The organism is Bdellovibrio bacteriovorus (assembly GCF_002208115.1).
GTDB lineage: Bacteria > Bdellovibrionota > Bdellovibrionia > Bdellovibrionales > Bdellovibrionaceae > Bdellovibrio > Bdellovibrio bacteriovorus_C.
Genome location: NZ_CP020946.1, coordinates 1778041 through 1804673 on the forward strand (window position 1 = coordinate 1778041; position 26633 = coordinate 1804673).

Annotated in this window: 31 protein-coding genes; 23 read left to right on the forward strand and 8 right to left on the reverse strand. The window is 49.5% G+C overall.

What is annotated here, in order from left to right; translation table 11 throughout:
- Window positions 1-177 precede the first annotated feature (177 nt).
- Genes B9G79_RS08510 through B9G79_RS08525 form a run of 4 tightly spaced genes read left to right on the forward strand, consistent with a single transcriptional unit; the run spans window position 178 to window position 3767 of the window.
- On the forward strand, window positions 178-1785 hold the full coding sequence (locus B9G79_RS08510; protein WP_088565141.1) for a peptide chain release factor 3: 1608 nt from the start codon (window positions 178-180) through the stop codon (window positions 1783-1785).
- Between the two features lie 33 nt (window positions 1786-1818).
- Window positions 1819-2736 (forward strand): ABC transporter ATP-binding protein, encoded by a 918-nt coding sequence (locus B9G79_RS08515; protein WP_088565142.1) that lies wholly within the window; start codon window positions 1819-1821, stop codon window positions 2734-2736.
- Complete coding sequence (locus B9G79_RS08520; RefSeq protein ID WP_088565143.1) at window positions 2733-3506, forward strand: ABC transporter permease; 774 nt, start codon at window positions 2733-2735, stop codon at window positions 3504-3506. The genes B9G79_RS08515 and B9G79_RS08520 overlap by 4 nt, the downstream gene beginning before the upstream one ends.
- 6 nt (window positions 3507-3512) lie before the next feature.
- Entirely contained in the window at window positions 3513-3767 is a 255-nt protein-coding gene (locus B9G79_RS08525) for a DUF2945 domain-containing protein (RefSeq protein WP_088565144.1), read from the forward strand.
- Between the two features lie 55 nt (window positions 3768-3822).
- On the opposite strand, the gene B9G79_RS08530 is transcribed toward B9G79_RS08525, so the two are convergent.
- Window positions 3823-4326 carry a hypothetical protein gene (locus tag B9G79_RS08530; protein ID WP_088565145.1) on the reverse strand — a complete coding sequence of 168 codons (504 nt, stop codon included), beginning with the start codon at window positions 4324-4326 and terminating at the stop codon, window positions 3823-3825.
- Between the two features lie 27 nt (window positions 4327-4353).
- Window positions 4354-4749, reverse strand: a complete 396-nt coding sequence (locus B9G79_RS08535) for a hypothetical protein (protein WP_157678762.1) — start codon at window positions 4747-4749, stop codon at window positions 4354-4356.
- 190 nt (window positions 4750-4939) lie between these two features.
- On the opposite strand from B9G79_RS08535, the gene ffh reads away from it, so the two are divergent.
- From ffh to B9G79_RS08585, 10 genes are all read left to right on the forward strand, one after another.
- The gene (gene ffh, locus B9G79_RS08540; protein ID WP_088565147.1) at window positions 4940-6271 is read left to right on the forward strand and encodes a signal recognition particle protein; all 1332 of its coding nucleotides are present in this window, start codon (window positions 4940-4942) and stop codon (window positions 6269-6271) included.
- 68 nt (window positions 6272-6339) lie between these two features.
- The gene (gene rpsP, locus B9G79_RS08545) at window positions 6340-6588 is read left to right on the forward strand and encodes a 30S ribosomal protein S16 (RefSeq protein ID WP_011164565.1); all 249 of its coding nucleotides are present in this window, start codon (window positions 6340-6342) and stop codon (window positions 6586-6588) included.
- A gap of 64 nt (window positions 6589-6652) precedes the next feature.
- Window positions 6653-6892 carry a KH domain-containing protein gene (locus tag B9G79_RS08550; RefSeq protein ID WP_038446499.1) on the forward strand — a complete coding sequence of 80 codons (240 nt, stop codon included), beginning with the start codon at window positions 6653-6655 and terminating at the stop codon, window positions 6890-6892.
- A gap of 111 nt (window positions 6893-7003) precedes the next feature.
- A complete protein-coding gene (gene rimM / locus B9G79_RS08555; RefSeq protein ID WP_088565148.1) occupies window positions 7004-7522 on the forward strand; it encodes a ribosome maturation factor RimM in 519 nt (172 codons plus the stop codon).
- A complete protein-coding gene (gene trmD, locus B9G79_RS08560) occupies window positions 7515-8342 on the forward strand; it encodes a tRNA (guanosine(37)-N1)-methyltransferase TrmD (RefSeq protein WP_088565149.1) in 828 nt (275 codons plus the stop codon). The genes rimM and trmD overlap by 8 nt, the downstream gene beginning before the upstream one ends.
- Entirely contained in the window at window positions 8320-8919 is a 600-nt protein-coding gene (locus tag B9G79_RS08565; RefSeq protein ID WP_232469285.1) for an RNA methyltransferase, read from the forward strand. The genes trmD and B9G79_RS08565 overlap by 23 nt, the downstream gene beginning before the upstream one ends.
- Before the next feature lie 50 nt (window positions 8920-8969).
- Window positions 8970-9341, forward strand: coding sequence for a 50S ribosomal protein L19 (gene rplS, locus B9G79_RS08570; protein WP_088565150.1), 372 nt, complete (start codon window positions 8970-8972; stop codon window positions 9339-9341).
- A 164-nt stretch (window positions 9342-9505) separates the two neighbouring features.
- Window positions 9506-10123, forward strand: coding sequence for a ribonuclease HII (locus tag B9G79_RS08575; RefSeq protein ID WP_088565151.1), 618 nt, complete (start codon window positions 9506-9508; stop codon window positions 10121-10123).
- Between the two features lie 106 nt (window positions 10124-10229).
- Window positions 10230-10475, forward strand: a complete 246-nt coding sequence (locus tag B9G79_RS08580) for a hypothetical protein (protein WP_232469286.1) — start codon at window positions 10230-10232, stop codon at window positions 10473-10475.
- 32 nt (window positions 10476-10507) lie between these two features.
- Entirely contained in the window at window positions 10508-10846 is a 339-nt protein-coding gene (locus B9G79_RS08585) for a hypothetical protein (RefSeq protein ID WP_088565152.1), read from the forward strand.
- Here B9G79_RS08585 and B9G79_RS08590 read toward each other — a convergent pair.
- On the reverse strand, window positions 10843-13203 hold the full coding sequence (locus B9G79_RS08590) for an LPS-assembly protein LptD (RefSeq protein WP_232469287.1): 2361 nt from the start codon (window positions 13201-13203) through the stop codon (window positions 10843-10845). The two genes, B9G79_RS08585 and B9G79_RS08590, sit on opposite strands and share 4 nt — an antisense overlap.
- Window positions 13204-13375: 172 nt before the next feature.
- Here B9G79_RS08590 and B9G79_RS08595 point away from each other — a divergent pair, with 172 nt between their 5' ends.
- Entirely contained in the window at window positions 13376-13702 is a 327-nt protein-coding gene (locus B9G79_RS08595; protein WP_088565154.1) for an STAS domain-containing protein, read from the forward strand.
- On the opposite strand, the gene B9G79_RS08600 is transcribed toward B9G79_RS08595, so the two are convergent.
- A complete protein-coding gene (locus tag B9G79_RS08600; protein ID WP_088565155.1) occupies window positions 13699-14832 on the reverse strand; it encodes a hypothetical protein in 1134 nt (377 codons plus the stop codon). The two genes, B9G79_RS08595 and B9G79_RS08600, sit on opposite strands and share 4 nt — an antisense overlap.
- Window positions 14833-14973: 141 nt before the next feature.
- On the opposite strand from B9G79_RS08600, the gene B9G79_RS08605 reads away from it, so the two are divergent.
- On the forward strand, window positions 14974-15564 hold the full coding sequence (locus B9G79_RS08605; protein ID WP_088565156.1) for a hypothetical protein: 591 nt from the start codon (window positions 14974-14976) through the stop codon (window positions 15562-15564).
- A 33-nt stretch (window positions 15565-15597) separates the two neighbouring features.
- On the opposite strand, the gene B9G79_RS08610 is transcribed toward B9G79_RS08605, so the two are convergent.
- Window positions 15598-16806, reverse strand: coding sequence for a vitamin K epoxide reductase/DsbA family protein (locus tag B9G79_RS08610; RefSeq protein ID WP_088565157.1), 1209 nt, complete (start codon window positions 16804-16806; stop codon window positions 15598-15600).
- Between the two features lie 82 nt (window positions 16807-16888).
- On the opposite strand from B9G79_RS08610, the gene B9G79_RS08615 reads away from it, so the two are divergent.
- Both B9G79_RS08615 and B9G79_RS08620 read left to right on the forward strand, forming a co-directional pair.
- On the forward strand, window positions 16889-18520 hold the full coding sequence (locus tag B9G79_RS08615) for a ChaN family lipoprotein (protein ID WP_232469288.1): 1632 nt from the start codon (window positions 16889-16891) through the stop codon (window positions 18518-18520).
- On the forward strand, window positions 18517-18921 hold the full coding sequence (locus B9G79_RS08620) for a DUF4339 domain-containing protein (protein WP_088565159.1): 405 nt from the start codon (window positions 18517-18519) through the stop codon (window positions 18919-18921). The genes B9G79_RS08615 and B9G79_RS08620 overlap by 4 nt, the downstream gene beginning before the upstream one ends.
- On the opposite strand, the gene B9G79_RS08625 is transcribed toward B9G79_RS08620, so the two are convergent.
- The gene (locus tag B9G79_RS08625) at window positions 18914-19186 is read right to left on the reverse strand and encodes an HU family DNA-binding protein (protein WP_011164549.1); all 273 of its coding nucleotides are present in this window, start codon (window positions 19184-19186) and stop codon (window positions 18914-18916) included. The genes B9G79_RS08620 and B9G79_RS08625 overlap by 8 nt on opposite strands.
- A gap of 171 nt (window positions 19187-19357) precedes the next feature.
- Between B9G79_RS08625 and B9G79_RS08630 the strand changes: the two genes are divergently transcribed.
- The 5 genes from B9G79_RS08630 to pyk all read left to right on the forward strand — a co-directional run bounded on the left by B9G79_RS08630 (window position 19358) and on the right by pyk (window position 24782).
- Window positions 19358-20071: a hypothetical protein gene (locus B9G79_RS08630; protein WP_088565160.1), complete on the forward strand. Its 714-nt coding sequence runs from the start codon at window positions 19358-19360 to the stop codon at window positions 20069-20071.
- A 41-nt stretch (window positions 20072-20112) separates the two neighbouring features.
- Complete coding sequence (locus B9G79_RS08635) at window positions 20113-20787, forward strand: tetratricopeptide repeat protein (RefSeq protein WP_088565161.1); 675 nt, start codon at window positions 20113-20115, stop codon at window positions 20785-20787.
- A 1-nt stretch (window position 20788) separates the two neighbouring features.
- Window positions 20789-21526 carry a hypothetical protein gene (locus tag B9G79_RS08640; RefSeq protein WP_088565162.1) on the forward strand — a complete coding sequence of 246 codons (738 nt, stop codon included), beginning with the start codon at window positions 20789-20791 and terminating at the stop codon, window positions 21524-21526.
- Window positions 21527-21612: 86 nt separating this feature from the next.
- Entirely contained in the window at window positions 21613-23289 is a 1677-nt protein-coding gene (locus tag B9G79_RS08645) for a hypothetical protein (RefSeq protein ID WP_088565163.1), read from the forward strand.
- A gap of 5 nt (window positions 23290-23294) precedes the next feature.
- Window positions 23295-24782 carry a pyruvate kinase gene (gene pyk / locus B9G79_RS08650; protein ID WP_088565164.1) on the forward strand — a complete coding sequence of 496 codons (1488 nt, stop codon included), beginning with the start codon at window positions 23295-23297 and terminating at the stop codon, window positions 24780-24782.
- A 64-nt stretch (window positions 24783-24846) separates the two neighbouring features.
- Here the strand turns inward: pyk and B9G79_RS08655 are convergent, their stop codons facing one another.
- Window positions 24847-25830, reverse strand: a complete 984-nt coding sequence (locus tag B9G79_RS08655; protein ID WP_088565165.1) for a cyclic nucleotide-binding domain-containing protein — start codon at window positions 25828-25830, stop codon at window positions 24847-24849.
- Between the two features lie 146 nt (window positions 25831-25976).
- On the reverse strand, window positions 25977-26633 hold the full coding sequence (locus B9G79_RS08660; RefSeq protein WP_088565166.1) for a CoA transferase subunit B: 657 nt from the start codon (window positions 26631-26633) through the stop codon (window positions 25977-25979).

The following is a 26633-nucleotide window of genomic DNA, read 5'->3' on the forward strand; positions in this document are numbered from 1 at the left end:
TTCCGGCCGGAAAACGAGGAGAAGTCTGTATGAATTGCCCGGTTTTGGGCATGATCGCCGTCAGGTTGGGCACAAATCCACCCAAGGAGGGTTTCAAGCGCCGAGGGCAGTGCGGCAAATGCTTGTAACCTGTGGGATTTCCCCGTAAAAAGAAGTTTTCAAAGGAAAGATTCCACAATGCAAGTCACTCCTCAGATCCAAAAAGAAATTCAGCGTCGTCGGACGTTTGCCATCATCTCTCACCCGGATGCCGGGAAGACCACGCTGACTGAAAAATTGCTTTATCACGGCGGCGTGATCCACGAAACCGGGGAAGTCAAAGGCAAGCAGGGGACCAAGGCCGTGACCTCCGACTGGATGGCCATGGAGCGTGAAAAAGGGATCTCCATCACATCGTCCGTGATGACTTTTGATTTCGATGGTTTGCGCGTGAACCTGCTGGATACACCGGGACACAAAGACTTTTCCGAGGATACTTACCGCGTCTTGATGGCCGTGGAATCCGCCTGCATGCTGATTGACGTTGCCAAGGGCGTGGAAGAACGTACCAAAAAACTTTACGAAGTCTGCCGCCTGCGCAATATTCCGATTTTCACATTTGTGAACAAACTGGATCGTGAAGGTAAAGATCCGCTGACGTTGATTGATGAAGTTGAAAAGACTTTGAACATGCAATGTTATCCAGTGACGTGGCCTTTGGGCATCGGGCAGCGTTTCCGCGGTATTTACAACCGTCTGACCAAAGAAATCTGGATCTACGATCAGCGCCGTGAGGAAGTGGAAGACTATAAGATCATTCCATTTGAAAAAGGCAAAGACGACAAAATCCTTTACGACTATCTGGACAAAGAATCCGCAGATCAGGTTCTGGAAGAACTGGATCTGATCGAAGGAGCACTTCCTCCATTTGATGTGAATGACTTCCTGAATGGGACTATTTCTCCGGTGACGTTCGGTTCTGCAAAACAGAACTTCGGGGTGGATACATTCCTGCAGTTCTTCACCAAGTACGCTCCGGGTCCGCAGCCCCGTCATCTGAAAGACGGCAAGGACATGGATCCTTGTGATGCAAACTTCTCTGGTTTCGTATTTAAGATTCAGGCCAATATGGACAAGCGTCACCGTGATCGTATTGCCTTTATCCGTATTTGTTCCGGTAAGTTCGAGCGTGGCATGAAGGTGAAGCATTCCCGTCATGACAAAGAGCTAAGACTTTCTTACGCCAGCCAGTTCGTGGCGGCCGACAAAGAAACCGTGGATGATGCTTACGCGGGCGATATCGTCGGGGTCGGTGACACCGGGAACTTTGCCATAGGGGATTGCGTTTACGCTTCCGGCAAAATCCATTTCGAAGACATTCCAAAGTTTGCGCCGGAATTGTTCGGCAAGCTTTCTGTGCGTGATGCTTTGAAACGTCAGAAGATGAACGAAGCCCTGAATCACCTGTCAGAAGAAGGCGCAATTCAGTTGTTCATTGACCCTATCATCGGACCTCAGGATCCTATCATCGGCGCGGTCGGGGAGCTTCAGTTCGAAGTTCTGATCCGTCGTTTGCAGGATGAGTACAACCTGGAAGTGAAGTTGAGCCGTCTGCCATATGGTGTGGCCCGCTGGCCGCGCACGGAAGACGGAAAACCCGTCACGGACCTGAAGGGCGGCGCCAACATGTTCCGCGATTTGCAGGACAACCCGGTCGTTCTGGTAAACCAGGAATGGGATTTGAACTGGCTCAAGCGTGAAAACCCAACAGTGGAATTCCACACCAGCATCTCGCGCGCCCGCTAGTGCAAAGTGCTGAAGCGGCGGAGGGTAAAAACTATGAATTTGCCATTAGAGATTACCGATCTTAGAAAAACCTACCGCGGCGGCACTGTCGAAGCGGTGAAGGGTATGACCTTTTCCGTAAAACCCGGCGAGATCTTCGGACTGCTGGGGCCGAACGGGGCGGGTAAGACCACGATCATTTCAACCATCACGACGCTGGAAAAGCCCACGTCAGGGACGGTGAAAGTGTTCGGGGTGGATGTCTGCACAGATCCGATGTTCACCAAAAAACAAATCGGCGTCGTTCACCAGGAAGTGATCACTTCCGGATTCTTCGACGTTGAAGAGATTCTGACTTTCCATTCCGGCTATTATGGTCTGCGCAAAAACAAAGAGCGCATCCACTTCCTGCTGGAAAAACTGTCGTTGTATGAACACCGCCACAAAAAAGTAAAACAGCTTTCCGGCGGGATGAAGCGGCGTTTGATGATCGCAAAGGCCCTGGTTCACAATCCAAAGCTGTTGCTTTTGGATGAGCCCACGGCCGGGGTCGACATTCGTCTGCGTGAAGATCTGTGGAAGTTCGTTCAGGAACTTCGGGGCGAAGGCATGTCGATTCTGCTGACGACTCACTATTTGGAAGAAGCGCAACAGCTCTGCGACCGGGTGGGTATTATCAATCTGGGTTCACTGGTTGTTTTGGGTGACACCAAAGCTATCATCCGTGAATACACCCATAAAAAAATCCGTGTTCTTCTGACTGAAAAGCATTTGATCCAGTCGGAGTATCTGACGGAAGTGGACGGCAAAGAATACAGTTTCGTCGTCCCTCAGAATAAGACTCTGGGTGAGTTCCTGAACGAGGTCCACATTCCGACAGGGCTTATTGCAGACGTTCAGATCGAAGAAGGCAGTTTGGAAGACGCTTTCCTGAAGCTTGTTGCCAAGAAAGAATCGCAGGTGTCTCTATGACCGGTTTTGTGACTATTTTCCAGCGCGAAATTGCGCGGTTCCTGAAGGTTTTGGTGCAGACGGTGGTGACGCCGTTCATCTCGTCTTTCCTGTATCTTTTGATCTTTGGTGTGTCTTTGGGTGAACAAATGGCCTCGCATCAGGGTGTGAGCTATCTTAGCTTCCTGATCCCGGGTCTGATGATGATGGGTATTATCAACAATGCCTTTCAGAACTCATCCTCTTCGATTGTGTCGGCCAAGTTTTCCGGCGACCTTGAGGATCTGCGTGTGGCGCCGGTGACTGATCAGGAGATCATCTGGGCCATGAGTCTGGCCGCCTTGGTTCGCGGCAGTATCGTGGCGGTGATTACTTATATCGTGGGTTCTTTGTTCTTGTACTACCAAAATGGCACCTGGCTGGTGATTGCTCACCCGGTGGCGGCACTGTTCTTTGTGGTCCTGGCGGGTTTGATCTTTGGAATGATCGGTATCAGCATTGCCTTTTGGGCCAACACCTTTGATCAATTGTCGGCTTTTTCCGCCTTCATTCTGCTTCCGCTGACTTATCTGGGAGGGGTGTTTTTGTCGATCGAACATTTGCATCCGTTCTGGCAGGCGGTTTCCAAGGCCAATCCGCTCCTGTATCTGATTAACGGCCTTCGTTATGGAATTCTGGGTGTCAGCGATGTGAATGTGTGGACGGCTGCTTTGATCTCGCTGGTGGGGATCGGTGTGTTCTATACGGTTGCCCGGATTTCTTTGCGCAAAGGCTCGTTCCAGCGCTGGTAGGTGTTTATGAAGCCGTTTAAAGTGCACGACAAAGTTCAATGGCAGTGGCTTGGAAGAGCCATTGTCGGCACGGTCGAAGAGGTGTATCTGGAGTCGGTGACCCGAATCATCAAAGGGAAAAGCATCACCCGGCATGGCAGCCCCGAAAAGCCCGCCTATCTGGTTAAATCCGAAGCCGGCAACGAAGCCCTGAAGCTGCATACAGAACTTCAGCCACATAAGAAATCCAAGAGTCCGTTCAAGATCTTTTCAGACGAATAACAGACCCCGGAAACTTTATAAAGGCCCTGATTATGAGTCAGGGCCTTTGTTTTTTTTAGTGAGGGTACACACCTTCACATGTTGGGAACGTGAAACGCTTCCAGAAAGACTGGTCAGCTTCGCCACGAGTGATGATCACTTGCGTGTCGATAGTGCGAGGGACCGTCACGATTTTTGAACCAAAGCGCGTGCACTCTGGAGTTTGATCGCCGTTTGCTGGAGTGAACTCTTCACACACGGGCTGTTCGTAGCTGCGGGAAACTGCCAAAGTTGTAGTTTCATAGCGTGCGCAAACCCACTCAGTGTAGCCACCTTGCTCGCTGTTGGGATTGCCGACCTGGCGAGGCACCAGTTCCGCACATTCGCGGGTTGGCGTGATGGAGCGGATTTCAGTGTCAGTCATGCAGGCATTTTCAAGCTTGATGCCGCCCAAGGCATATCCGTGGGTCACAACCGCGTGACGGGACGCAAAGATTTCAGACCAGGAACTGCCCTGGTGAACTGCGTGAGCGCTGACAGAAACCAGAAGTGCGGCCATTGTGAATAGAACCTTTTTCATTGGAACTCCTTACCAAAATTGGTGTGGTTATTGTTTGTTTCGCAAAAGGAGCAAAACACTCCAAAAGCGCACGACAAAACCTATTAAGAAACTCGTGGAACGGTCTAAATACAAAAATGTAATTGGCAACTGACACGAAAAAACCGTGGCTTTCCGTGTGTATCCACAGAATTCCAACAAAAAAACCATTTCAAACGTGTAGAGGCTGAAGTTCAAGGAATCAAATTCACGGAAACGTTTCTTTTCGTCTTCCATGCGTTGTGCTTCCAGTTTTTCCAAAATGGAGTTTTCAGTTTGAACTTCCATTTGTTTGCGGGCGTCGCGAAGACCTTCCATTGTCGTAGAGTGAGTCGTTCTTAGTCCTGTCTGCGCATTTGCGATTGCAGCAGTCCCCAATACAGAAACAAGTACAATTTTTTTCATAAAAGTGCCCCTTTGCGAACTCTCATACACACAAAGCATGGAGAAAGAATGGATTGACGCTCTGCCGGAGTATATTATTCCCAGTGTGAAAAGGTGCCCGGCAACCCGCACTCGGGGCGCAGTGCGTTAAGTGTGGTTCTTTGTCATTCCGTCCGACTTGTTATAAAGAAAGATCCTTCAGGAGTTTCACATGTTTGAGAATTTATCAGATAAAATCATGACAAGCCTTAAAAAGGTCCGCGGTCAGCACAAGATCAGCGAAGCCAATATTGAGGAAGTGATCAAGGAAATCCGTCTGAGCCTTCTTGAAGCCGACGTGAACTTCAAAGTGGTGAAAACCTTTATCGACAAGGTGAAGGAAAAAGCCCTGGGTCAGGAAGTTCTGACCAACGTCAATCCCGGCCAGATGTTCGTAAAGATCGTCCATGACGAACTGGTGAACGTTCTTGGCGGCGGTGCGGTTGATATTAATGTCCGTGAAAATCCCAGCGTGATCTTTATGGTGGGCTTGCAGGGGGCGGGTAAAACCACTTCTGCAGCGAAACTGTCTCTGTATATCCGTCAGAAGCTGAATAAAAAACCGGGTTTGGTTCCCGCCGACATCTATCGTCCGGCGGCGATCGACCAGTTGCAGGTTCTGGGTAAGCAAAACAACATCCCGACTTTCCCGACCCAAGTGGGCATGAAGCCGGAAGAAATTCTGGAAAAAGCAAAACAATGGGCCCGCGACAATATGGTCGAGGTGGTCATCGTCGATACAGCAGGACGCCTGCAGATCGATGAAGACTTGATGGGTGAGCTGGGGCGTTTGAAAGAGATCTGGACTCCACAGGAAATCCTGCTGGTGGCCGACGCGATGCTGGGTCAGCAGTCCGTGAACGTGGCTGAGGGGTTCCATAAGCGCCTGAATCTGACGGGCCTGGTTCTGACCAAGGTGGACGGGGATGCGCGCGGTGGTGCGGCCTTGTCGATCCGTGAAGTGACCGGCATTCCAATCAAGTTCCTGGGGGTTGGTGAAAAAGTCACCGCTCTGGAAGTCTTCCACCCGGACCGTCTGGCCGGCCGTATCCTGGATATGGGCGACGTGCTGTCGCTGGTTGAAAAAGCCCAGGAAGTCATTGATGAAAAGTCTGCGCGTGATTCCGCCAAGAAACTCATGAAGAATGAGTTCACTCTGGAGGATTTCCTGACTCAGATTCAGCAGCTCAAGAAAATGGGCGGCTTTGAAAGTATTTTGAAATTTTTACCGGGCATGGGGGAGCTCAGCAAACAGCTGAAGAATATGACCCCTCCGGATGCAGAAATGAAAAAGATTGAAGCGATCATTCGCTCCATGACCTATCAGGAACGTCATAACCATAAGATTTTAAACGCTTCGCGTCGTCAAAGGATTGCGAAGGGGAGCGGGACTCAAGTTCAGGACGTGAACAAGCTTATAAAGCAGTTTGAGGATGCAAAAAAGATGATGGGCGGTATGATGAAAATGGGTATGGGCCGGGGCGGAATGAAGTTTCCATTTTAGGGCTTGATATTTAACCACGATCCAAGTACAAACTTGGACTTACTGTTTTTGATACATGAGGTTTAGAAATGGCAGTTGTAATTCGTTTGGCTCGTATGGGCGCTAAGCATGAACCTAAATACCGCGTTACTGTAGCGGATTCCCGTCGTTATGTGACTGGTAAATTCCTTGATATTCTTGGAACTTACATTCCATCTCCAAAAGGTAACGACAAAAAGATTGAGCTTGATCTGGCTAAAGTTGAAGAGTGGATCAAAAAAGGTGCTCAACCTACAGATCGCGTAAAACACGTGATCAAATTGGCTCAAGCTAAATAAGTTGTTGGCTTCCTACTTGGTTTTGCTAAACTAGATCAGGTAGGTACTATCTGTGGGGGTAAATATGGATAGCTTGAAAGACCTCGTTGAGTTCATGGCGAAGTCCCTGGTGGACAAACCTGAAAATGTCGAAGTTGATGAAATCCCTGGTCAGCAAACCACACTTCTTGCTTTGAAGGTTGATAAAGAAGACCTTGGTAAAGTGATTGGTAAGCAAGGTAAAACTGCTGCTGCAATGAGAACTATCATCCGCGCAGCTGGTACTAAGCTTAACAAACGTTATCACTTGGATATCGTAGAGTAGTTTGGTTTAAGTAAATTTAGAGTTAATTCTCATGGAAGGGGTTACCAAATAGGTGACCCCTTTCTTATTTGTGCTGGCGGACTTACAGTTTCGCCTCACTGGAGTCGTAAAATGAAATTGGTTGGAAAAATCCGCGAAGCTCACGGCCTTAAAGGAGACCTTTATGTTCTGGTCTTCTCTGGTGAAATTGCCTGGGCAAAACGTATGAAAACCTTCGGCCTTAAGGCGAAGGATTCAGACGAAATCAAAACTTTCACAGTGGAACGCACCAAGCCCTTCAAGAAAGGTCTGATCGTGAAAGCTGCTGAAGTGGCTGACCGTACAGCGGCCGAAGGTCTGGAGCACATGGAATTCTTCATCGACGATGAGCTGATGGTGTCCAAGCCGGGCGAAACCATCTTCCTGTCCGAGATTAAAAACTTCAAGTTGAAGAATCCAGAACAGACAGTACTGGGTGAAATCGTTGGTTTTTCCTCCAACGGTGTTCAGGATCTGCTGGTGGTTGAAACGGCTGACGGCAAGACCGCTGAAATCCCGTTCGTGGATGCTTTCATCAAAAAAATCGATTTCAAACATCAGGCTGTCGTGATGGATTTGCCTGAAGGGCTTCTTGATATCGAAAATGCTTAAAATCGATGTGATCACTCTTTTTCCTGAGATGATCCAGGGCGCGGTTTCTCACGGCGTCCTGGGGCAGGCATTAAAGGGTGATCTTTTGTCGGTGCAGGCGCACACTCCGCGCGAATTTGCCACCGACAAGCACCGCACGGTCGATGATCGCCCCTTTGGCGGTGGTGACGGCATGATCATGCTGTCTGAGACTCTCGAAAAGTCCCTTCAAAAAGTGCAACATAAGAATTCCAAAATCATCTATTTGTCTCCGCAGGGCTCGGTGCTTACGGATGACAAAGCCCGGGAGTTGTCCCAGGCGGAACATCTGGTTCTGGTCTGTGGTCGCTATGGCGGCATCGATCAGCGAATCATCAACAGCTATGTCGATGAAGAGATTTCGATCGGGGATTATGTGCTTTCGGGCGGGGAGCTGGGAGCCCTGGTGGTGATCGATGCACTTTCTCGCTTCATTCCTGGTGTTCTGGGGCATGCGGATTCGGCGGACAAAGACAGTTTCTCTGAAGGGCTGCTGGAGCATCCCAATTTCACCCGTCCTCGCGAGTACTTAGGACAGGATGTTCCCGAAGTTCTTTTGAGCGGCAATCACAAGCTGATCGCGGACTGGAAAAAGAAAGTGTCAGCGCTGGTGACCCTGAAAAAACGCCCGGATCTGTTCATAATCTATCTGGCGGAAGAACGGGAAAAGTACCGCGCTTTGAAAAAGAAAAAAACCGCAGAGCCCCTGAAGGAGCTCTTTAAGTTCTGGCAGCAACTATCCCCTCAGGATCGCGAAGTTTTGGGTCTTGAGGATTTGAATGAGGAAAGCTTCAATGGCTGAAGAAACACCTTACGTGCCCCGTCTGGCAATTGGACTGGTTCATTATCCGGTCCGCGACAGCAAACAAAAGACGGTGGCCACCAACATCACCAATTTTGATATTCATGACATCGCCCGGGCGGCGACCGTTTTCGGAGTGGAAAAATATTACATTATCCATCCCATGAAAGAGCAGCTCATGTTTGTGGACCGCGTGCTGGATCACTGGCGCACCGGTCAGGGGTCGAAGTTCAACCCCATGAGAAAGACCGCCCTGGGGAACGTAAAAGCCGTTGAGAGCGTTGAAAAGGCCTTTGAGGACTGGAATGTCCCGGAGGCGCTGACGATCGCGACAACGGCCCGTACGGAGTGGGCAAAGCACAAGTACTCGTTTGCCGAGCTGCGCAATGAAATGCATGTGGCCAAAAAGCCAGTTTTTATGCTATTTGGTACGGGCTTCGGTCTGACGGAAGACCTCATCAGATCCTCTTCAGGGGTTCTGGAGAGCATTAGGGGTGCTCCCCCCAAAGATTATCGGCATCTTTCAGTAAGATCTGCCGTAAGTATCTGTCTTGACCGTGTCATGGGTCCATGGTAGACCCTTGTTTTACTTTTTGTGAAAATTGACTGCTATAAGGATTTTAAGCAATGGCTAAAGAAACAAACCTCGTTCGTCGCGTTAGTGTTAAAGCTGCTAACAAAAACATCCAATCCTTCAACTCTGGTGACACTGTTAACGTATTCGTTAAAGTTAAAGAGGGTGAGAAAGAGCGTGTTCAGCTTTACAAAGGTATCGTAACTAAGATCCAAGGATCTGGTGCTGCGAAGTCTTTCACAGTTCGTAAAATGTCCGCTGGTGTTGGCGTGGAAAGAACTTTCCCGTTCGCATCTCCAGCTTTGGATAAAGTTGAGATCGTAAACATGGGTAAAGTACGTCGTTCTAAACTGTACTACCTGCGTGATCTTAAAGGTAAAGCAGCTAAGATTGAATCTGAGCTGGTTTCCTCCAAAGCAGAATAGTTTTTTAAAAACTAAATACAGCTTTATGCAAAGACCTGGGATTTTACGATTCCGGGTCTTTTGTTTTTTCTGAACAATGGCAGCGTCTGACGCACTCAAATCTTGAGTGACCTGTCTTGCCTTCTTCCACTATCATCGCAGGCCTTAAGCATCGAGGCATCCGCATGGCGAAAAAAGAAAAAATCGAGTTCCCGAAAATTGAATGGCGCGACTATTCACCGACTCCGATCATTGGTGTGGATGAAGTGGGGCGTGGCTGTTTGGCGGGGCCGGTGTATGCGGCGGCTGTGATTTTCAAGTCCGATGCCCTGAATGATCTGGTGACTGATTCAAAACTTCTGTCCGAAAAACGCCGTGAAGAACTGGCGGATCTTATTTTAAAAGAGCACATTGTTGGTATCGGTTCTGCTTCCGTGGAAGAGATCGACGAAATCAACATTCTCAATGCCTCACTGCTGGCAATGAAGCGCGCGGTGGAAAAATTGGGAGTGAAGAAAGGCCACGTCCTGGTGGACGGCAACAAAAAGATTCCGAATCTGAAGGGCTTTGAGCAAAGCACCATCGTGAAAGGTGACTTGCGAGTGGCGCCGATTTCGGCGGCATCGATTGTTGCGAAAGTGACCCGTGATCGTCTGATGAAAGATCTGGGGGCAATGTATCCGCTTTATGGATTCGAAGTGCACAAAGGCTATTCCACGCCAATTCACAAACAAAGCATCGTCGATCACGGCCCGTGCATCGCGCACCGCCGATCCTTCGCCGGCGTCAAAGAGTACGTTTAATAATTCTCAGCGCCCGTCTTATTGGGCGCATGAACGGGGACTGCAGTCCGAGTCTCTGGTTATCAAACACTATCAGCTTAAAGGTTATCAATTGCTTGGACAGAGGGTGAGGACACCTTTTGCCGAGGTGGATCTGTTGTTTAAAACTTCCCGGCAGACATTGCTGATGGTGGAGGTGAAAACCACCAATCTTTCGGACTTTCAGCCTTTCCGTATCAGTAAAAAACAAAAAGCCCGTCTGGTGCGGGCGATGCTGTTTCTGGCTTCACGCTGGGACATCCCGGTGGAGGTTCACTGGGCCTTTGTCACGAAAGACGGGCAGATCACAGTCTTTGAAGATATCAATGATTGACTGAAAACCCCGCTTTCAGGGGACAATGTCTTATGAGAAAAATTCTGCCACTTCTGATTTTTGTTTTGCTTCAATCCCAGGCTGCTCAGGCGCAAAGTCTAAAACGTTTCCTGACCAGTTGTGCATGGGGAACATTGGGTGGAGCGGGGCTTGGGGTGGTTAGTCTGGCCGTTGAAGATAAACCCAGTCAAAGCTGGAACAATGTGGCCCGCGGGGCCTCGCTGGGGTTGTATGCGGGAATTGCTTATGGGATTTATTCCATGAACAAAGAACCAGAAATGTCCCAGCAACCGGACTTTGCCATCGCACCGACTTTTAAAAAAGGTCAGATCGACGGCGCTGAAGTGTTTGCCACGGTTTTGAGTTTTTAGAATCCGTATGAATCCAAAGCTTCCGGCGGCAGTGCCGGTTTTGGATTTCCGTCGAATGTGAATTCGAAATTCAATTTGAAATTCGTATCCCCACCGGTTACCTGATCGTGAATGAAGGTGATCATCATACAATCGCCCGGCGGCTTGAATTGCGCAATGTACGCCCAGGATTTCACCTGGTCACGCGTGGTGGATTCAGCCCAGTTGGCATCATACACGAACTTACCCATCAGGTTGATGAATCTGGAAGTAAAGCCCGCCGAGAAAGTATAATCTTCCTGGCGATCACTGGTATTCACGGCTTGTCCCGGAGAGATTTTATATTGACGGGTTAGCTGCACTTGGAAGAACTGCCCCATATCGTTCAGCAAGCGCACACGCGAAGACGCATTGGTCACGTTCTGATAGGGGAAGTAATTGAAGATGGAGTAAGTCTGAAAGCGATCCAGGCGCACATCCAGTGTGGCGGTCAGATCAGACCAGGGTTCTTTCACGCCGACTTTGTTTTCCTGGGTGCCGTCATAGGATTGTGCCAGTTTCAGATAGCCGACCTGGCGGTATTCAGGGCGTTCACCAATCCAGCGCTTTTCGGTGATTTTGTTGATCAGAGCCAACGTCACCAGATTTCTGTCATAGACGCGATCGTAATAGTCAAACTGCACCCCATAGTCACTGGCGATATCAAGGTCTGTGATACTGTCACGAGCCGTATAGGGCGCATCGGAAATGGACCCGGTCCCGAAGAATGGATTGTCATCCTGAGAAACCCACGGCAGGCGCGTGTAGGTCACTTCCGGGATGATTTCGTGTTTATAGCGGGTGGCCTTGGAGTTGACAGTGTCGCCATAGATGCGGCTCAGGTTTGTGCGTGCGCCGATTTCTGTGCGGATATAGCGACGTGCCAGATACTGGTCTTCGTCGATATTGAAGCCGTAGTGTGTTTCACGATAGCTGACTGCCGGAATCACATCCAGGCCATCGCCGAATTTGAGCGGGTAGTACAATGCCGGCATAAAATCCAGGCGCTGACCAGTGCGGATCTGATCCAGACCCGGATCGTAAGAGCCATCGTACACGCGGCGGCAGTTGGGATTGTCTTCCCAGCGCGGGTCGTTGCAGGTGTTTGTCGGGAAGCGAATTTTGCTTCCGTTAATAGTCTGCTCGGTCATGTCATCATAAGCCTGACCGGCGCGGGTGAAATTCACATAGGTCAGATTCAATGAATAAATGAAATTGGTCTCGCCAATATTTTCCTGAGTTTGCGAAAAGCGCAGTTCCGGAATGCGGTGAACGGCGTCTTCGTTTCCTTCCTGCGGATTCCCGTGCAGCATGTTCACATAGTACGATGAATCCACACTGTAGTGCTGATCCAGAGTGTTCTTGGTGAAGGACATGCGGTTTTCCATCGCCGAGTCCCCGTGGTTCAGGGTCTCCGTCGGGAAGTCCTTCGGATATTGAAGGTCGCTGGCCAGATTTAATTGGGCACGGTGGATGATGCCATCGGGCATGTCATAGTAGTGATCATAACGCAGGAACCAGCGTTCCAGAGGGTCGCCTTTTTCCGTGGCCGGGCGGTACAGATTCAAACGATCATCCTGCGCGAACGCCTGGTCGAAGATCGTTCCGAAATTCATGGTTCCGCTGGAGGTCTCATTCAGCATGTAGCGATACTCAACCAAACCTTTAAGACCCCGCTTTGCGTAGTCTTTCACTTCGATGGTCGCATCGGTGCTGCGTGAAATCGCCCAGAAGTACGGTTGGGAAATCGCGAAGCCCCCTTTGTCGGAAACTTCAAAGGTCGGTGTCAGTAAACCGGATTGGCGATCACTCTTCAGCGGAACAATCAGATAAGGCATCCAGAAAACCGGAACGTGGCCAAAGCGCAGAACGGCATTTTTGATGTAAGCGTATCCACCCAGTTCGGCGCGCACCGTTGTGCCGGAGAAACTCCACGAAGCCGGACAGTTGGTGCAGGCCGTGTAATCAGCAGAGCTGACGACGAATTCGGATTCGCCGGTTTTTTGCAAAACATCCCCCGAGAACATGATCGGGCCGGATTGCACTGAACCGTTATAGATCATGCCGGTGTTGTTTTCATAATCCAGGAACACCTGATCACCGACGATGGTGTTTTTGGCATCCATGATTTCAACGTTGCCGTACAGCTCCACCTGGCGGGAGCGCAGGGAGGTGATGGCTTTGTCAGCTTTGATGTGCTGGCCTTTGTAGACGATCTGGATATTGCCTTCCAGCTCGACGATTTCTTTTTCGGTATCGCGGTACATGCTGTCGGCATTGATCAGCATATCATGGATCTTCGCCATGGGTTCTGCACCCAGGGCAAAAGAAGATGACATCACTGTCACCAGTAAAAATGAAATCAAGACGATCCAGCTTCGAAGCACCAAAGTATTCTAGGGATGGTTTAGGGCCTTTGTCGAGGTGAAACTGGTCTCTTTTTGGACTCAAAATGTCATAGATTTTGGCCGTTAAGATAGAACACTTAACTTAGGTTGATGAGGTCTTAACATGGAAGTCAAACTCGTGCTCGATGGTGACATCACCGTTGTGTCTTTGAGCGGTCGCATTGAAATCGAAAAAACTCAGTCCTTTAAAAAAGCCTGCCTGCAGAATTTTTCCGACCGCAAAGTCGTATTTTGCATGAAAAACCTGCATTTTGTCGGTTCTTCCGGGATCCAGTCTTTCTTTGGTGTTTTGAATGAATTGAATGCGGGGAGCCGCATGAATGTGAAGATCGCGGGTTTGACCCCGGACTTCCAGCGCCTATTCTCATTCTCTGAGTGTGCCAGCCTGGAAGTGCACGAAAGTATCGAAGGGGCCCTGCAAAGCTTTTAAGCTGTGGGCCCGTCCTGTTTACGCAATTCATTAAGTTTCTGACTTAGCTCAAGGTTCAAACGCTCCAAAGCGGCGGCTGCAACCTTGAGTTTTTCGTTTTCCTCGTTCTTGGCAGTCCACATGTATCTGAGGCTTTCCAGTTGCTCCTGGGCCTGATAGTGGTCTTTTTCAAGTCTTTGGATCTTTTCCTGATCTTCCACCACGCGAATCTGCAAATCGGCATGCTCCACACCCAGTTTTTGGTTCTGGCGGGTCAGCTCGCTGATGCGCTCCTGCTGGCGGGAGATTTCCTGTTCGTAGCGGTCTTTCAGCTCCTCTTTGCTGCGGCGAAGAGTCACTACTTCGTTTTCCAGCGTGTCCTGACGTTCCAGGGCGCTGTGCAGCTTTATGGATTTCACTTCAAGTTCTTCTTGAATCTGATGTAGCTGTGCGACTTCCCTGGTCAGGCGCTCGATTTGCTCTTCATAGAAGTGAACCATTTCTTGAGCTTTTTTCTCGGAGGCTTCCACTTGATAGCGGGAGTTCTTGGTCACCTCGATGATTTGGTGACGCAGATCGCGCAGTTGGGCCTCTTTATGGCTGGCGGACTGCTCCAGCTCCTGCAGGCGCAAGTCCTGGGTGCGGGAGTACTCTTTCAGCTCAGAGATATAAGGTTTAACCTGGGTTTTGATGCGCTCGTGGTACTTTTCATGGCGAGCCAGTTCGGTGGCCATGTTTTGTGTTTTTTCAGTCAGCGCGCGCAGCTTTTCAGCCTGGATTTCTTTTTCTCTTTCCAGTTGATCGACTTTTTGTCTCCACAGATTGTCTTTTTCTTTCCAGACCAGAATTTGATCGGTCACAGAAGATTGGGAAAGACGGGCTTTGTTGGCCTCTTCGCTGAATTTCTGATTTTCTGTTTCCAGCAAAGAAAGACGGCGCAAAGTCACCTTCAGGCGGGCCATCAGGTCTTCGTTTTGTGAAATCAGATTTTCAACAGTGGAGGACTTCAGGATCTCTTTTGGGAGATGGCTGAAATCGTTCTGGCGGGGCAGCTCATCAGGCAATGGGATATTGCCCACCGGTTGGGATTCCCGAGGTGAATCAAAATCTAAATGTCCAAGTTTCGCGGTCTGGAAAGATTCGGTTTCCATAGCCCTCCTCCATGAAGTCTAGGTCGCCCTAAGTCCATGTTCTCAGGATGAGACATAATTAGTCAAACCAAGGTACTAAGACTGGACCTAGGTAATAAGAAAAGACCTTAATATCGCCGCCAAACAGCCGAAAAGATACTCATGTCAGTACCCGCATTAAAAGACGCCGCAAACGCTGCGGATCCAGCTAAAAAAAGGGAAGAAGGCGCTTTCTTCGATATGAATGTCGACAAGTCGGATCTGGGTCGGCCGGAGTCGCTGCGCTATAACATTCTGACATGGGTTCTGGATGAGCGTTATGATCGCGCCATCGAAGAGCTGAAAGACTTTTTGGAAAAACCCTCCGAGTACCCGAACTTTCAGGATAAAGTCACTCGATACATCAATCATTCCATCGACTTGATCTATGCAATTAAAGCCAAAAGAAGCTTTCCGGGGATCAACTCCCTGACGCGCGCCAAGCAGCAGGAGCTTCGCGAGAAATTCAAAGAGCACTTCCGCGAACTTCAGTATGTTTTGAAAATCGTTGAAAAAGTTCAGGGCGATTTGCGTATTCAGGATGTTCGTTCCACCATTTATGTGGTGAAGGCGGCGTGGTTTGCATCCTTGGCAATTATTGTCCTGGCGTTCTGGCTGGATATCGTCAACGGCCTGGCAAAGACCAGTGTTGTGGTGTTTGACGACGGCTTCGGGAAGCTCGCCAACATACTGGCCGAAATGATCGGATTCTAAAAGAAAACGGCCTCTTGGAGGCCGTTTCTCATCTTACTTTTTCAATGTTTTATAAGCAGCTTCAAGGACCGGGATCAGCTGACCGCCGTCCAGCAGTTTGCCATTCACAAAGATCGCCGGTGTTCCGCGGATCTGCGCCACTTCGCCTTCTTTGGCCGTGTTGCGCACGATTTCCGGGATCTCGGTGCCTTTCACGCAGGTTTTCAGTTCTTCCAACTGGATGCCAGTCGCTGTCGCGATAGATTCAAGGTTCTTGTCCAGGTTCATCATGCGCGTGATTTCTTCCTGATTCTCGAAGATATAGTCGTGCGCCACCCAGCCTTTTTGTGCGATTTTTTCAGAGCACAAAGTCGCAAAGGCCAGACCGCAAGAGATGCCATCGCCGCCGCCGTTTTTCATGGCTTCATTGCACGTGCCATCCAAAGGGAATGGTTTGTAGATCAAGCGCACATCCGGGTGGTTTTTGGTGAAGTTGTGCAAAGGAGCGGCTGCATGCTTGCAATGACCGCAGCGGAAGTCAGCAAACTCCACGATGGTCATCACGGGTTCGTCAGTTCCTTTTTGCATGCTCAGACCCTTTGTCAGGTCAAAGTTCTGCTGGGGAGCCACTTGCCAGTAAGCCACTTTTTCTTTGGCCATCTTTTCAACATCGGAAAGACCATGGCTTTCCAGATACATAATATTTGCAAGGAATGCAAAAGCCGGAATCGCCAAAAGGAAGCCGGCAACCCAGCGTTCGGAGGTGAAGATGTCTTTGATGTCATTGCTGATATTTTCAGCAGACACATCTTCAGCCCCCATCCAGGTAAAGATGAAGCCGATGATTGAAAGAACGTAAGCCGTGATGCAGAAGATGCAAAGATTGCTCATCGCCGTGACAGAGATCACCGCCATCACAACGGAAGCCAGCACCGTCACCCCGGAAAGCAACAAAGCGTAGCGGGAGGTGCGATCCGGATCCTGAACAAGATTGAAGCGGCTGACGCCCAGGAAATACAGCAGAACCAGATTGGTCATCACGCCCCAAAGAGCGATTGGCACACCCAGGAAAGCAGAGAATCTGCTGGCGGTCACAGCGTCACAGTTCAGCACTTCGTTGATATTGCACATGGAATCGCCGGCAGACAGGCCGAACTTGATGTCATAATAGTGCAGGGTCAAATAGATATGAACGCCCACGCCGATCAGGGTGGCAATCATGGCGAAAAGCAGGAACTTGGATTTGCTGACTGTGTTTTTCATGACCCCATTGAATCTTAGAATCGTGTTTGAAATCAATCGAAATTATGTAAAAATACTTCGGAATGCTCTCAAGGAAGACAGCTTGAACGACCTACAAAAATGGATACGTATTCGCAAAGACCTGTATCTGCAGATGGAAAAGCAGGTGCGGCATCGACTGGGCCGGGACACGCCCGAATTGATGCGCTATCAAAAGGTCTATGAAAAGGAGTTCGCCAAGAAATGGACGGCCTCCACCAAGGAAGCTCTGTGGGAGCAGATGAGCCATTCCCAGGTCGTTATGGTCGGGGACTTCCACGCCCTTCATCAGTCGCAAAAGGCCCAGGCGCGCATCCTTCGTCATATCCCCAAAGACCGCAAAACCATTCTGGCGGTGGAGTTTCTCGAGGCCGCAGATCAGGAAAAAATCGACCGCTTTATGTCGGGGAAGATGTCCGAGCGTGATTTTCTTAAGTCAGTGCAATGGCAGACCAAGTGGGGATTCCCATGGGAATACTATCGTCCGCTGTTGCGCTGGGCGCAAAAAAACAAGGTGGCGGTCCGCGGAATCAATCGCAGTTATAAAAAACGCAATGCCACCACTTTAAAGTCCCGGGATGTCTTTGCGGGCAAAAAAATTGCGGAACTGGTGAAAGCTCACCCTGATCATTTGGTTTTCGTTATTTATGGGGATTTACATCTGGCTGCGGATCATATCCCTGCCGAGATCGTGCGTATTTTGGGGGCGCCGTTTGCCAAGCGTATTTTGCGTATTTTCCAGAACTCCGAGAAAATCTATTTCCAGTTGCTGAACCGGGAGCTTGAATCCACTACGGACCTGGTACGTCTTTCTCAGAATATTTTTTGTCTGATGAGTGTTCCGCCGTGGGTGAAGTGGCAAAACTATTTGATGTATCTGGAGCAGACCTATGATCTGGGACTGCACGACGACGAAGAAGATGATGATGAGGATCTGCTGGACTATACGGATCACGTCGGCCGTTACGTGAAGATCATTTCAGAAGAGCTGGGGTTGACGGTTTCAACTTCAAACTTGTCTGTCTACACGGCCCGTGACAGTTCTTTCTGGAGTCAGGTGCGTGAGCATTATGACCCCAAAAAATTGCGCTGGATCGAAATGATGATTGCCGATGAAAACTCCTTCTATCTGCCGGAAATCAGTGCGGCCTATCTGGCGCGGGGAACGGTGAATCACGCGGCCTCTCTGGCAATGCATTTTGTGCATGCTCAAGTCAGCGGTGAAAAACAGATCCCGATGGATGTTCCCAGTGATTTTCTGCGTCTGATTTGGAAAGAGGCCGTGGCCTATTTTGGCTCTAAAATCATCAACCACAAACGCAAGACTGACACAATTGCAGACATCAAGGCCAGCCTGGCGGCTCGTGGTCCGTCGGATTTGGGGAAAGAGGCCTTGCAGTTGGCGCTTGCGCAGAAGATGCATGAGCTGATGGTCATCACCGGAGTTCCTGGCCATCGCCTGCAGGCGCGTCCGCGTAAAAAGTGGAGCTATGTTCTGGCAGCATCTTTGTTGGGTGGGATGATGGGGGAGCGCCTGTTCGGCGGATATCAAAAAAAGCTGATTAAGGCTGCCACTTTGGCCACCTTCCTGAAAAAGCCATTAGGAAATCCGCATTTTGATGTGGTTTACTATGAAGCGCTGGAGGTGATTGAATCCCTGCCGGCACCATTCCTGAGCAAAAAGGAAAAGTTATGAAAAATGACCGTTGGTACTACAATAAAAATTTGAAACCCCAGGGCCCTGTCGGTTTTGAAGAGATCCGTCAGCTCATACTTAAAGGTGACATCGGTCCTCACGATTTGATTTCCTGTGATTCTGACGGAAGTTGGAAATCTGCCTGGGAGTGGGGGTTTGATCGCAGTTTATTCCCGGCCACACAAGGTTATGTCCAGGGGATGGATATCGCGGCTGATGATAAAGAGTGGGTGCTGCTGGTGGCATCTGATGATGGCAAAGCTTTGGTTCAGGAAGGACCCTATTCTGTCCGTGAAGTTCAGGAGTCTTTGCGCAGTCAGCGCGTCAGTGCTCAAAATTACATTTGGAAGTCCGGCATGAGCGGATGGTCGCGAATTTTAGATCGGCCCGAATTTAATTAAGGGCGTCTTTAAGGTCTTTGCCGGGTTTGAATTTTGGAATGTAGGCGCTGGGAATTTTCACGGTTTCGCCGGTTTTGGGATTGCGGCCCTGGCGTGCTTTGCGGGAACTGCGGGAGAATGTGCCAAAACCTACAAGTTTAACTTCATCACCATCTTTTAATGCTTCTTGAATGGCTTCCAGAGTGGCATCGAGAATCAGCTCGGATTGACTTTTGGTTGTCTTTGTTTTTTCTGCGACCAGTTCCACCAATTGCGCTTTGTTCATAGCTTTCCAATCCTCATCCCGAAGGAACTTACCCTAGTTTTCTGTGTCGGGATGGTCAAGCGAAATGAAATTTTCCGGTCCAGGATGTGTTGCAGAAATTAATGGCTGTTAAGTGTCATGCTTTTTATTTTTTGTTCCATTGGGTACTATGGACTTTCGATGGGGGGCTTTATGGCGTTGATTCTGGCACTTTTGTTTCCGGCATTCGGATTTGCTCAAAACTATTCTTCCGCAACCCTTTACGATTTGAAATCAAATCGCCAAAAAACTCTCTTTACATTGAATGTGGATCTTGCGGCCCTCGCAGATGGAGTGCAGACGCAGACGGAGTTTCGCGATCCCGATGGCAAGATTGTGGTGACGGAAAAAGGTCTGATCAAAGAGGCTGAGGTGCTGTCCTATGAAATCGACCGCAAGCAGACTGGTGAAAAAGGCCGGTTCCAGGTGCGCGAGGGGCGCATTTACTTCGAATACGAAGGCCCGGGTGGGAAAAAGAAAAGTGCCGATGAAAAGCTGAGCGGGTTTGTGTTAAGCACGCCGAATTTCAACGCCTTTGTTGAGAAAAACTGGGGCGCGCTGGCCGGTGGGAAACCGCTGGATGTTCGCTTCGCTGTTTGGGATCGCCTGGAGACCGTCGGCTTCACTCTGCAAAAGGTCGGCGAAAAAGAGGTGGCTGGTGGCAAGTGGATGGAGCTTCGTATGAAGCCCACAAGTTTTATCATCGCCGCTATCGTTGACCCGATCCATCTTTGGTATTCCCATGCCGACAAAAAGCTGCAGGTGGTTAAGGGGCGTGTGGCGCCGAAAATTCAGAAAGACGGGAAGTGGAAGGATCTGGACGCCGAGAGCGTCTATACCTACGACCAGAAGTCTGTCTCGAAATAAGACAGTCTCAATATTTATCGGTTTTTGCCGATAAGTGAGACATGAAAAATCAGAACTCTTTATTTGTCGTTTTCTGCCTGTGCCTGGCTGTCGGGTTCATGGGAGTGTATGCCACATTCGTGGCGCATTTTAATGGTCATGAAGAGTATGAAATGCGCCTGGCATCCCTGCAAAAACAGGTGGAAAAAGAGAAATTCAACAACTCTCTTTTGACGTATCAGTTAAAGGACTTCCAGCAAACCGTCGCGCAGGTCCTTCCGAACGACAAAACACTTCAAGCAAAGTATGAACTTCATAATCTTTCCGCAGTGGTACGTGCTCCGGCCAGTGAAGAGGCATTGGATCTGTCTGGCGCCATCTATGAAAAGGGCAAGCGTTACTTTAACGGTCAGGAATATGACCGCGCCATTCGTGAATTTGGTCAGCTTCTGGAAAAATACCCGTTGTCCCAGCACAGTGTAGAGGCGCGTTTTTTCATTGCTGAAAGCTACTTCCTGAAAAAAGACTATCGCAGCAGCCTGGGTCAGATTGATGAAATGGTGACTCAGTATCCGCAGCATGATTTGACAGGTTTTATTTTGCTTCGTATGGGGCAGATCAGTGAAATCAACAGCCAGACTGAAGAGGCCGCTGAAATCTATAAAACCGTGGCTAAAAACTTCAAGAATGAAAACCTGAAAAAACAGGCGCGCAAACTGGCGCAAAGTGTTGAGTAGTATGAAGAAAATCGTGCGCTTGATGTTGTTCCTGATGGCATTTCAGATGGAGGTCCGGGTTCGGGCCGCCGGTGATCTGATCGAGCAGCCATCAGCCTGTCTGAAATCCCAGGAAAGCTGCGCGATTCAGGTGACAGGTTCGGCCTTTCATTTTGAAAAAGGGGATCATCAGTTGCATGCCACAGGTGGATCAGCCGTGGTTCGCCTGACGCCGGATCAATGGCGTTTGGTAAAAGGTGCTGTCTGGGTTGAAGGGGGAAAAAACCTGCAACTTGAAAGTCTTTATGCCAGCACTCAGGCGACGATGGGTGAGTACTGGGTGATCTCTCAGGATTCCCGTATTTTGATCCGCAATATGAATGCGTCTTTAAAGGTGACTTTGCGCGATGGAAAGACTTTGGAGATTCCAGAGGGTTTCGAGGTCTGGGTTGCCGGGTTGAACTCTCAGGGTAAGACCGAGTACGGCATGATTGAGCCTATCAATATGAAAGAGCACCTGCCGATGTGGAATTCCCTTTATCGTGGCAGCAAAGAGGATTTCGTAAAAGAAGTGCGTCTGTACCGCGATAATTGGGGTGATCTGGCTCAGAAATCCAGCCGGCTTTATCAGACACTGACTGAAAGAAAGATCGCCTCTATTGAGGCCCAGGAAAAGGCCGAAGAAGCGCGCCGTCAGCGAAAAGCCGCGGAACTGCAGCGCATGAAAGATCTGTATCGCCAGCGCGTCTTTGAGCGCTAGACTCTGGTCCTGATTTTAATTTGCATTCCATGTCATTTGAAGTTTCTTCCCATGCCTCATGTTAATCTGAGGTCTGGGAGGATAGGATGTCTTCTATTTCATCATCGGATCGTGCGCGTCAGGACGAAAAAATTCGCAAGACTCGGGAAGAGTACGAAAATCGCGAAAGCGAAAATGCCAAGCGCCGGAATGCAGAAATCAAACGCCTTGAGCAGCGTCATCACGACGAAATCAAGAATATCACTGATGAATATGAAGGCCGCATCGCCGAACTGAAGGATCGCAACCGCGAAACCTTGAGTGAGCGCGACTATGAAAACTCCAAGAAAATCGATGAAGTCCGCCAGACTTATCGTGAGTCTTTGCGCAATAAAACTGAAGATGCTTACAATGCGCGTGAAGAACAAAAAGCGGCCTACGAAAGCACCATCAAAAAGCAAAAAGAAATCAATGAATCCCAGAAACAGAATCTGGTGGGACAACTGAATTCTGAAGTCAGCAATCGCGACGAAAGATTCCAGACTGCCATTGAGGAAAACCGTCTTAAATCCCAAAAAGCCATCCACGACAACGCCCGCAAGCTGAATGACGCCCACGAACGTGAAAGAGAGGCGATTTTAAGCAGCCACGACGAGACGCTGAGATCCAAGGATCGTAACGAGCGTGAAATGCGCAAGTCCTATGAGTCCCGCCTGAAGCAGACCGAGCGTCAGCGTGAGGCGGATAATTCCCGCTGGTCACAGAAGTATTCTGACTATGTGACCAACAGCAAGGAAGAGTACGGCGACAATCTGGAGATGAAGCAGCAGATCATGGATCAGGAGCGCGTGGCGGTTCGTGATAAATACGAAAACACCCTGGCGAAAAAATCCAATATGATGGATGAGCAGAATCAGGATTTCCGTGATTCTGTGAATGGCCGTATCAACAGCCAGATCCGGTCCCGCGACAGTCAGATTCAGCGCCTGAACAGTCGTTTGAACAATGAAATTTCCAAAAATGAGCGTCTGCGCGGCATTGAACGTCGCAACCTGACGCAAGCCTATGAGCAGCGCCTGAACCTTTCTGAAGAGCAGCGGGAAAATGCCGTGGATCGCATGAAAGAGATCAACGACGAGCGCATCGGCAAGGTGTTGACTGAAAATCAAAAGCTTTTGCGCAATACGGACCGTGAAAACAAATCCCAGGTCAGTCTTATGAACACCCGTCATCGCGAGGAAAAAGAAAATCTTCTGATGACTCATAAAGATCAGGTCACCCAGGTGGCGAACAACGCCGAGGCCCGGGTGAAGAAGGTGATTGATCTGACCAACAAGAATCAGGATCAGTTGGAGCGCTATTACAGCGATTCTTTGGACACCATGAAGGCGAACTATATGGAACGCATGGACGTGGTGCGCGAGAAAAACAGCGCTGATCATTCGGCCACTAACAAGGCTATGACGGAGCGCTTCAGAACAATGGAAGCCAGCTTTAATTCGAAGCTTGAGCAGACGGTAAAGACCTATGAGGACCGTCTGGCGGCCCTGAAAGACAGTCAGGATCGTGAAATCAAGCGTATCGAGAAAATGTACGCAACTCGTGTGGATGAGCGCGACAAATCCGGTAAAATGGAAAAAGAATCCATGCAGATGAAGTACGAGGCGAAGATTGCCCAGTTGAACAATTCGCATCAAGATCAACTTGATAGAATGAATAGACGCCATCAGGAAGATATGCAAAACTTGTCTGTGAAGATGAGTTCATATAGCAGGAAGGCGTAGTTCAAATGTTAGCAGATCGTCGAGCGAAGATTGTGGCCACTATCGGCCCAGCGACACGTGATGAGAAAAATCTGGAAAAAGCAATTAAGGCGGGCATGAACGTGGCTCGCCTTAACTTTTCGCACGGAAGTCATGAAGACCACCTGAAGGTGGTTCATTCCCTGCGTAAGCTCTCTAAAGAGCTTCAGGCGCCCGTGGCAATCCTGCAGGATCTGCAGGGCCCTAAAGTCCGCGTGGGTAAATTTGAAAATGGTTCCATTGAAATCAAGCCTGGTGAAAAACTGGTGGTAACGACGGCAAAAGTTCTGGGTAAGCCGGGGCTGGTTCCGTCCGACTTCCAAGAGCTGCCTTTGGCCTGCGTTCCAGGCACGCGCATTCTTCTGGATGACGGTTTGATGGAAGTGAAGGTTTTGCAGGTTCGCGGTGAGGAGATCGACGTGGAAGTTGTCTATGGCGGTATCCTGAAAGACCGCAAAGGCATGAATCTTCCGGGTGTAAATCTGCCGGTGGACTGCATGACGCCAAAGGATCTTGAGGATCTGCAATTTGGTATTGCCAATAAAGTTGATTATATTGCCCTGAGCTTCGTTCGCCACGCCCGTGATATTCGCAAATTGCGTGAACTGATCGAGGCGGGTAATTCCAACGCAAAAATCGTAGCCAAAATCGAAATGGTGGAAGCGATTGAAAATCTGGAAGAGATCTGTCGCCTGAGTGACGCTGTCATGGTGGCGCGCGGGGATTTGGCGGTGGAAGTCGGTCAAAGCCGTCTGCCGGGTTATCAAAAACGCATCATTCAGGTGTGCAATCAATTGGGTAAGCCGGTGATTACTGCGACGCAGATGCTGGACAGCATGGTTGAAAACCCTCGTCCAACCCGTGCGGAAATCACGGACGTGGCCAATGCGGTTTTGGATGGTTCTGATGCTTTGATGCTGTCAGCGGAATCTGCCAGCGGCAAACATCCGTTCAAGTGCATCCGTACTATGCATGAAATCATCACTGAGGTGGAACGCAACGAGGAAGAGTATTATAAAATCTCTCTTGAAAACGAGTTCCTGAGTACGCCGGCGTCCATCGCCGCCAGTGCTTCATTGAGCGCATTGAAGTTGAACGCGACTGCGATCATCTGTCTGACGACTTCCGGTAAAACGGCAAATATCATTTCTGCCTTCCGTCCGAAGGCGCGCATTATTTCCGTGACTCAGCATCTGGATGTTTTGAATGGCATGGAATTGGGCTGGGGTATTCAGACCCATGCGATCAAGCCCTATAAGACGATGGAAGATATCCTGCGTGAAGTGGATCTGTTGTTGGTGTCTCATGGCTTGGGTAAGACCGGGGACCGTGTGATTCTGACATTGGGTCAGCCGATTGCTTGTGGTGCAAAAACCAATTCGATCTATGTGCACACAGTGGGCGGGGAAAACGTGGCGAAGCTTCCTAATGACAAGTTGCCTCTGCGCTGTCAGGAAGAGCCGGTTGTTGAATAGGATCTGTGTGAAATGAAGAAATAAAAAAAGCCAGGGAACCCCTGGCTTTTTTCTTTTCCGCTTGTTAGCGAAGCTTCTTTTTTAGATTGTTCACGATGGTCCAGTTGCGCGCCAAAGGCTCAACATAAGGCAGTTCCACCATGATGTAGACGCCTTTTTCATCCATGATTTTTTCCGTCAGATACTTTTTCTCAATCAAAGAATTCACATCGTCTGCGCGGATCAGTTGCCCCAGTTCTTTCATCGATTCGTTCTGCACATCGGTCAGATCGACTTTGTATAAACCCTTGTTGTTCGGCTGGGCACGGCGGGCAAACAGCAGGATGCCGTTTAGAATGTTGACCTCAGCTTCAGTCAGGGCTGGCAGGCGGTCCTTGTCCTGTTTAAACAGCCACTCATTGTACCAGTCGACAAAGCCAAACAGTTCCTGCGGCTTCAGGTTGGTGATTTTCTGGGTGCCGTCGCCACGGTCTTCCTGGGAAAGATAGCCAAGATCGGTCAGGGCGTTGGTGATGCTTTGCATTTTGTTGGTGGCTTCCTGGAAAATCTGAATCGTGTAATTGCGAATCAGAACAGACGAAAAGCTCAGGCCTCCGCCGTCTTCGGGTTTTCCGTATTTGTTGCCGACCAGATTCAGAATGGAAATGTATTTGTTCACGATGTGAGGCGGGAAGCGCTCTTCATCGGGATTGGTGTTTTCAAGCAGACGGATCTTCTGGTTCGCATCGCGCAGTTTTTCATTCAGCGTTTTCATGATGGCACGAACCCACACTGGCAGTTGATCCATCTGTTTGTTCAAAGAGTCATAGGGAAGTGCGATCACTTCAGAGTCTTTGGTGGCTTTTACATTCGCGCTGCGGGGTTTTTTATCAAACAACGCCATTTCGCCAACCATCGCGCCTGGCTGAATTTCTGCGATGACAACTTCAGTGTTGCCTTTGCTTTTGGTGATGGAAAAGCCGCCGGTCTTTACGATATACATGGCATCGGGAGCATCCCCATCTCGGAATAGATAGGTGTCTTTTGCCACTTTTTTTGCTTCAGCCACGAAAACCCCACTCGCAAGTACGTGAAGATTTATTATCTATGGGATTTTCAGACAGAGCAACGAGGTGCTGGACCTTGGTGGGTGAGAAGCGGGGAAGTGTTTAAAACCAAGACGGCTTCCTTGTGAGAAGCCGTCTTGAAGTGAAACTAGAATGTCATCGCTTTGCAGTCCGGGGCGATTTTCATTTTGCCCTCAGTGGCTGCAAGAACTTTTTCCGGAGTTAGATCCGGAGCATATTCTTTCAAAACGAAACCTTCAGGTGTGATTTCGATCACGCCGAAATCGCTGACGATTTTCTTGATGCACTTAACACCAGTCAAAGGCAGCGTGCACTTGGTGCGAAGCTTGGAATTGCCTTCCTTGTCAGTGTGCTGCATGGCCACGATCACGTTGCGTGCGCCCGCAACCAGATCCATCGCGCCGCCCATGCCTTTGACCATTTTGCCAGGCACCATCCAGTTGGCGATGCTGCCGGATTCATCAACCTCCATCGCGCCCAGTACGGTCAGATCCACGTGACCGCCGCGAATCATCGCAAAGCTGTCAGCACTGGAAAAGAAGCTCGCACCCGGAAGTGCCGTCACAGTTTGTTTGCCGGCGTTGATCAGGTCGGCATCAATATCAGCCTCTTTCGGGAATGGACCCATACCCAAAAGACCGTTTTCACTCTGTAACATAACGAATTTGTCCCGAGGGATGTAGTTCGCCACCAAAGTGGGAATACCGATACCCAGATTCACACAATAGCCGTCTTCAACTTCCTGAGCGATACGTTGAGCAATTTGCTCTCTTGTTAATGGCAT

Bases quoted from the DNA above. Each gene is read 5' to 3' on its own strand.
- B9G79_RS08610 (WP_088565157.1), bottom strand. From the start codon at position 16,806: ATGAAAAACACAGTCAGCAAATCCAAGTTCCTGCTTTTCGCCATGATT.
- B9G79_RS08605 (WP_088565156.1), top strand. From the start codon at position 14,974: ATGTCAGTACCCGCATTAAAAGACGCCGCAAACGCTGCGGATCCAGCT.
- B9G79_RS08565 (WP_232469285.1), top strand. From the start codon at position 8,320: ATGAGGAAAGCTTCAATGGCTGAAGAAACACCTTACGTGCCCCGTCTG.
- pyk (WP_088565164.1), top strand. From the start codon at position 23,295: ATGTTAGCAGATCGTCGAGCGAAGATTGTGGCCACTATCGGCCCAGCG.
- rimM (WP_088565148.1), top strand. From the start codon at position 7,004: ATGAAATTGGTTGGAAAAATCCGCGAAGCTCACGGCCTTAAAGGAGAC.
- B9G79_RS08620 (WP_088565159.1), top strand. From the start codon at position 18,517: ATGAAAAATGACCGTTGGTACTACAATAAAAATTTGAAACCCCAGGGC.
- ffh (WP_088565147.1), top strand. From the start codon at position 4,940: ATGTTTGAGAATTTATCAGATAAAATCATGACAAGCCTTAAAAAGGTC.
- rpsP (WP_011164565.1), top strand. From the start codon at position 6,340: ATGGCAGTTGTAATTCGTTTGGCTCGTATGGGCGCTAAGCATGAACCT.
- B9G79_RS08515 (WP_088565142.1), top strand. From the start codon at position 1,819: ATGAATTTGCCATTAGAGATTACCGATCTTAGAAAAACCTACCGCGGC.
- B9G79_RS08525 (WP_088565144.1), top strand. From the start codon at position 3,513: ATGAAGCCGTTTAAAGTGCACGACAAAGTTCAATGGCAGTGGCTTGGA.
- B9G79_RS08640 (WP_088565162.1), top strand. From the start codon at position 20,789: ATGAAGAAAATCGTGCGCTTGATGTTGTTCCTGATGGCATTTCAGATG.
- B9G79_RS08600 (WP_088565155.1), bottom strand. From the start codon at position 14,832: ATGGAAACCGAATCTTTCCAGACCGCGAAACTTGGACATTTAGATTTT.
- B9G79_RS08520 (WP_088565143.1), top strand. From the start codon at position 2,733: ATGACCGGTTTTGTGACTATTTTCCAGCGCGAAATTGCGCGGTTCCTG.
- B9G79_RS08575 (WP_088565151.1), top strand. From the start codon at position 9,506: ATGGCGAAAAAAGAAAAAATCGAGTTCCCGAAAATTGAATGGCGCGAC.
- B9G79_RS08595 (WP_088565154.1), top strand. From the start codon at position 13,376: ATGGAAGTCAAACTCGTGCTCGATGGTGACATCACCGTTGTGTCTTTG.
- B9G79_RS08590 (WP_232469287.1), bottom strand. From the start codon at position 13,203: ATGTCATCTTCTTTTGCCCTGGGTGCAGAACCCATGGCGAAGATCCAT.
- B9G79_RS08510 (WP_088565141.1), top strand. From the start codon at position 178: ATGCAAGTCACTCCTCAGATCCAAAAAGAAATTCAGCGTCGTCGGACG.
- B9G79_RS08550 (WP_038446499.1), top strand. From the start codon at position 6,653: ATGGATAGCTTGAAAGACCTCGTTGAGTTCATGGCGAAGTCCCTGGTG.
- B9G79_RS08535 (WP_157678762.1), bottom strand. From the start codon at position 4,749: ATGAAAAAAATTGTACTTGTTTCTGTATTGGGGACTGCTGCAATCGCA.
- B9G79_RS08625 (WP_011164549.1), bottom strand. From the start codon at position 19,186: ATGAACAAAGCGCAATTGGTGGAACTGGTCGCAGAAAAAACAAAGACA.
- B9G79_RS08660 (WP_088565166.1), bottom strand. From the start codon at position 26,633: ATGCCATTAACAAGAGAGCAAATTGCTCAACGTATCGCTCAGGAAGTT.
- B9G79_RS08635 (WP_088565161.1), top strand. From the start codon at position 20,113: ATGAAAAATCAGAACTCTTTATTTGTCGTTTTCTGCCTGTGCCTGGCT.
- B9G79_RS08530 (WP_088565145.1), bottom strand. From the start codon at position 4,326: ATGAAAAAGGTTCTATTCACAATGGCCGCACTTCTGGTTTCTGTCAGC.
- B9G79_RS08630 (WP_088565160.1), top strand. From the start codon at position 19,358: ATGGCGTTGATTCTGGCACTTTTGTTTCCGGCATTCGGATTTGCTCAA.
- B9G79_RS08585 (WP_088565152.1), top strand. From the start codon at position 10,508: ATGAGAAAAATTCTGCCACTTCTGATTTTTGTTTTGCTTCAATCCCAG.
- rplS (WP_088565150.1), top strand. From the start codon at position 8,970: ATGGCTAAAGAAACAAACCTCGTTCGTCGCGTTAGTGTTAAAGCTGCT.
- B9G79_RS08645 (WP_088565163.1), top strand. From the start codon at position 21,613: ATGTCTTCTATTTCATCATCGGATCGTGCGCGTCAGGACGAAAAAATT.
- trmD (WP_088565149.1), top strand. From the start codon at position 7,515: ATGCTTAAAATCGATGTGATCACTCTTTTTCCTGAGATGATCCAGGGC.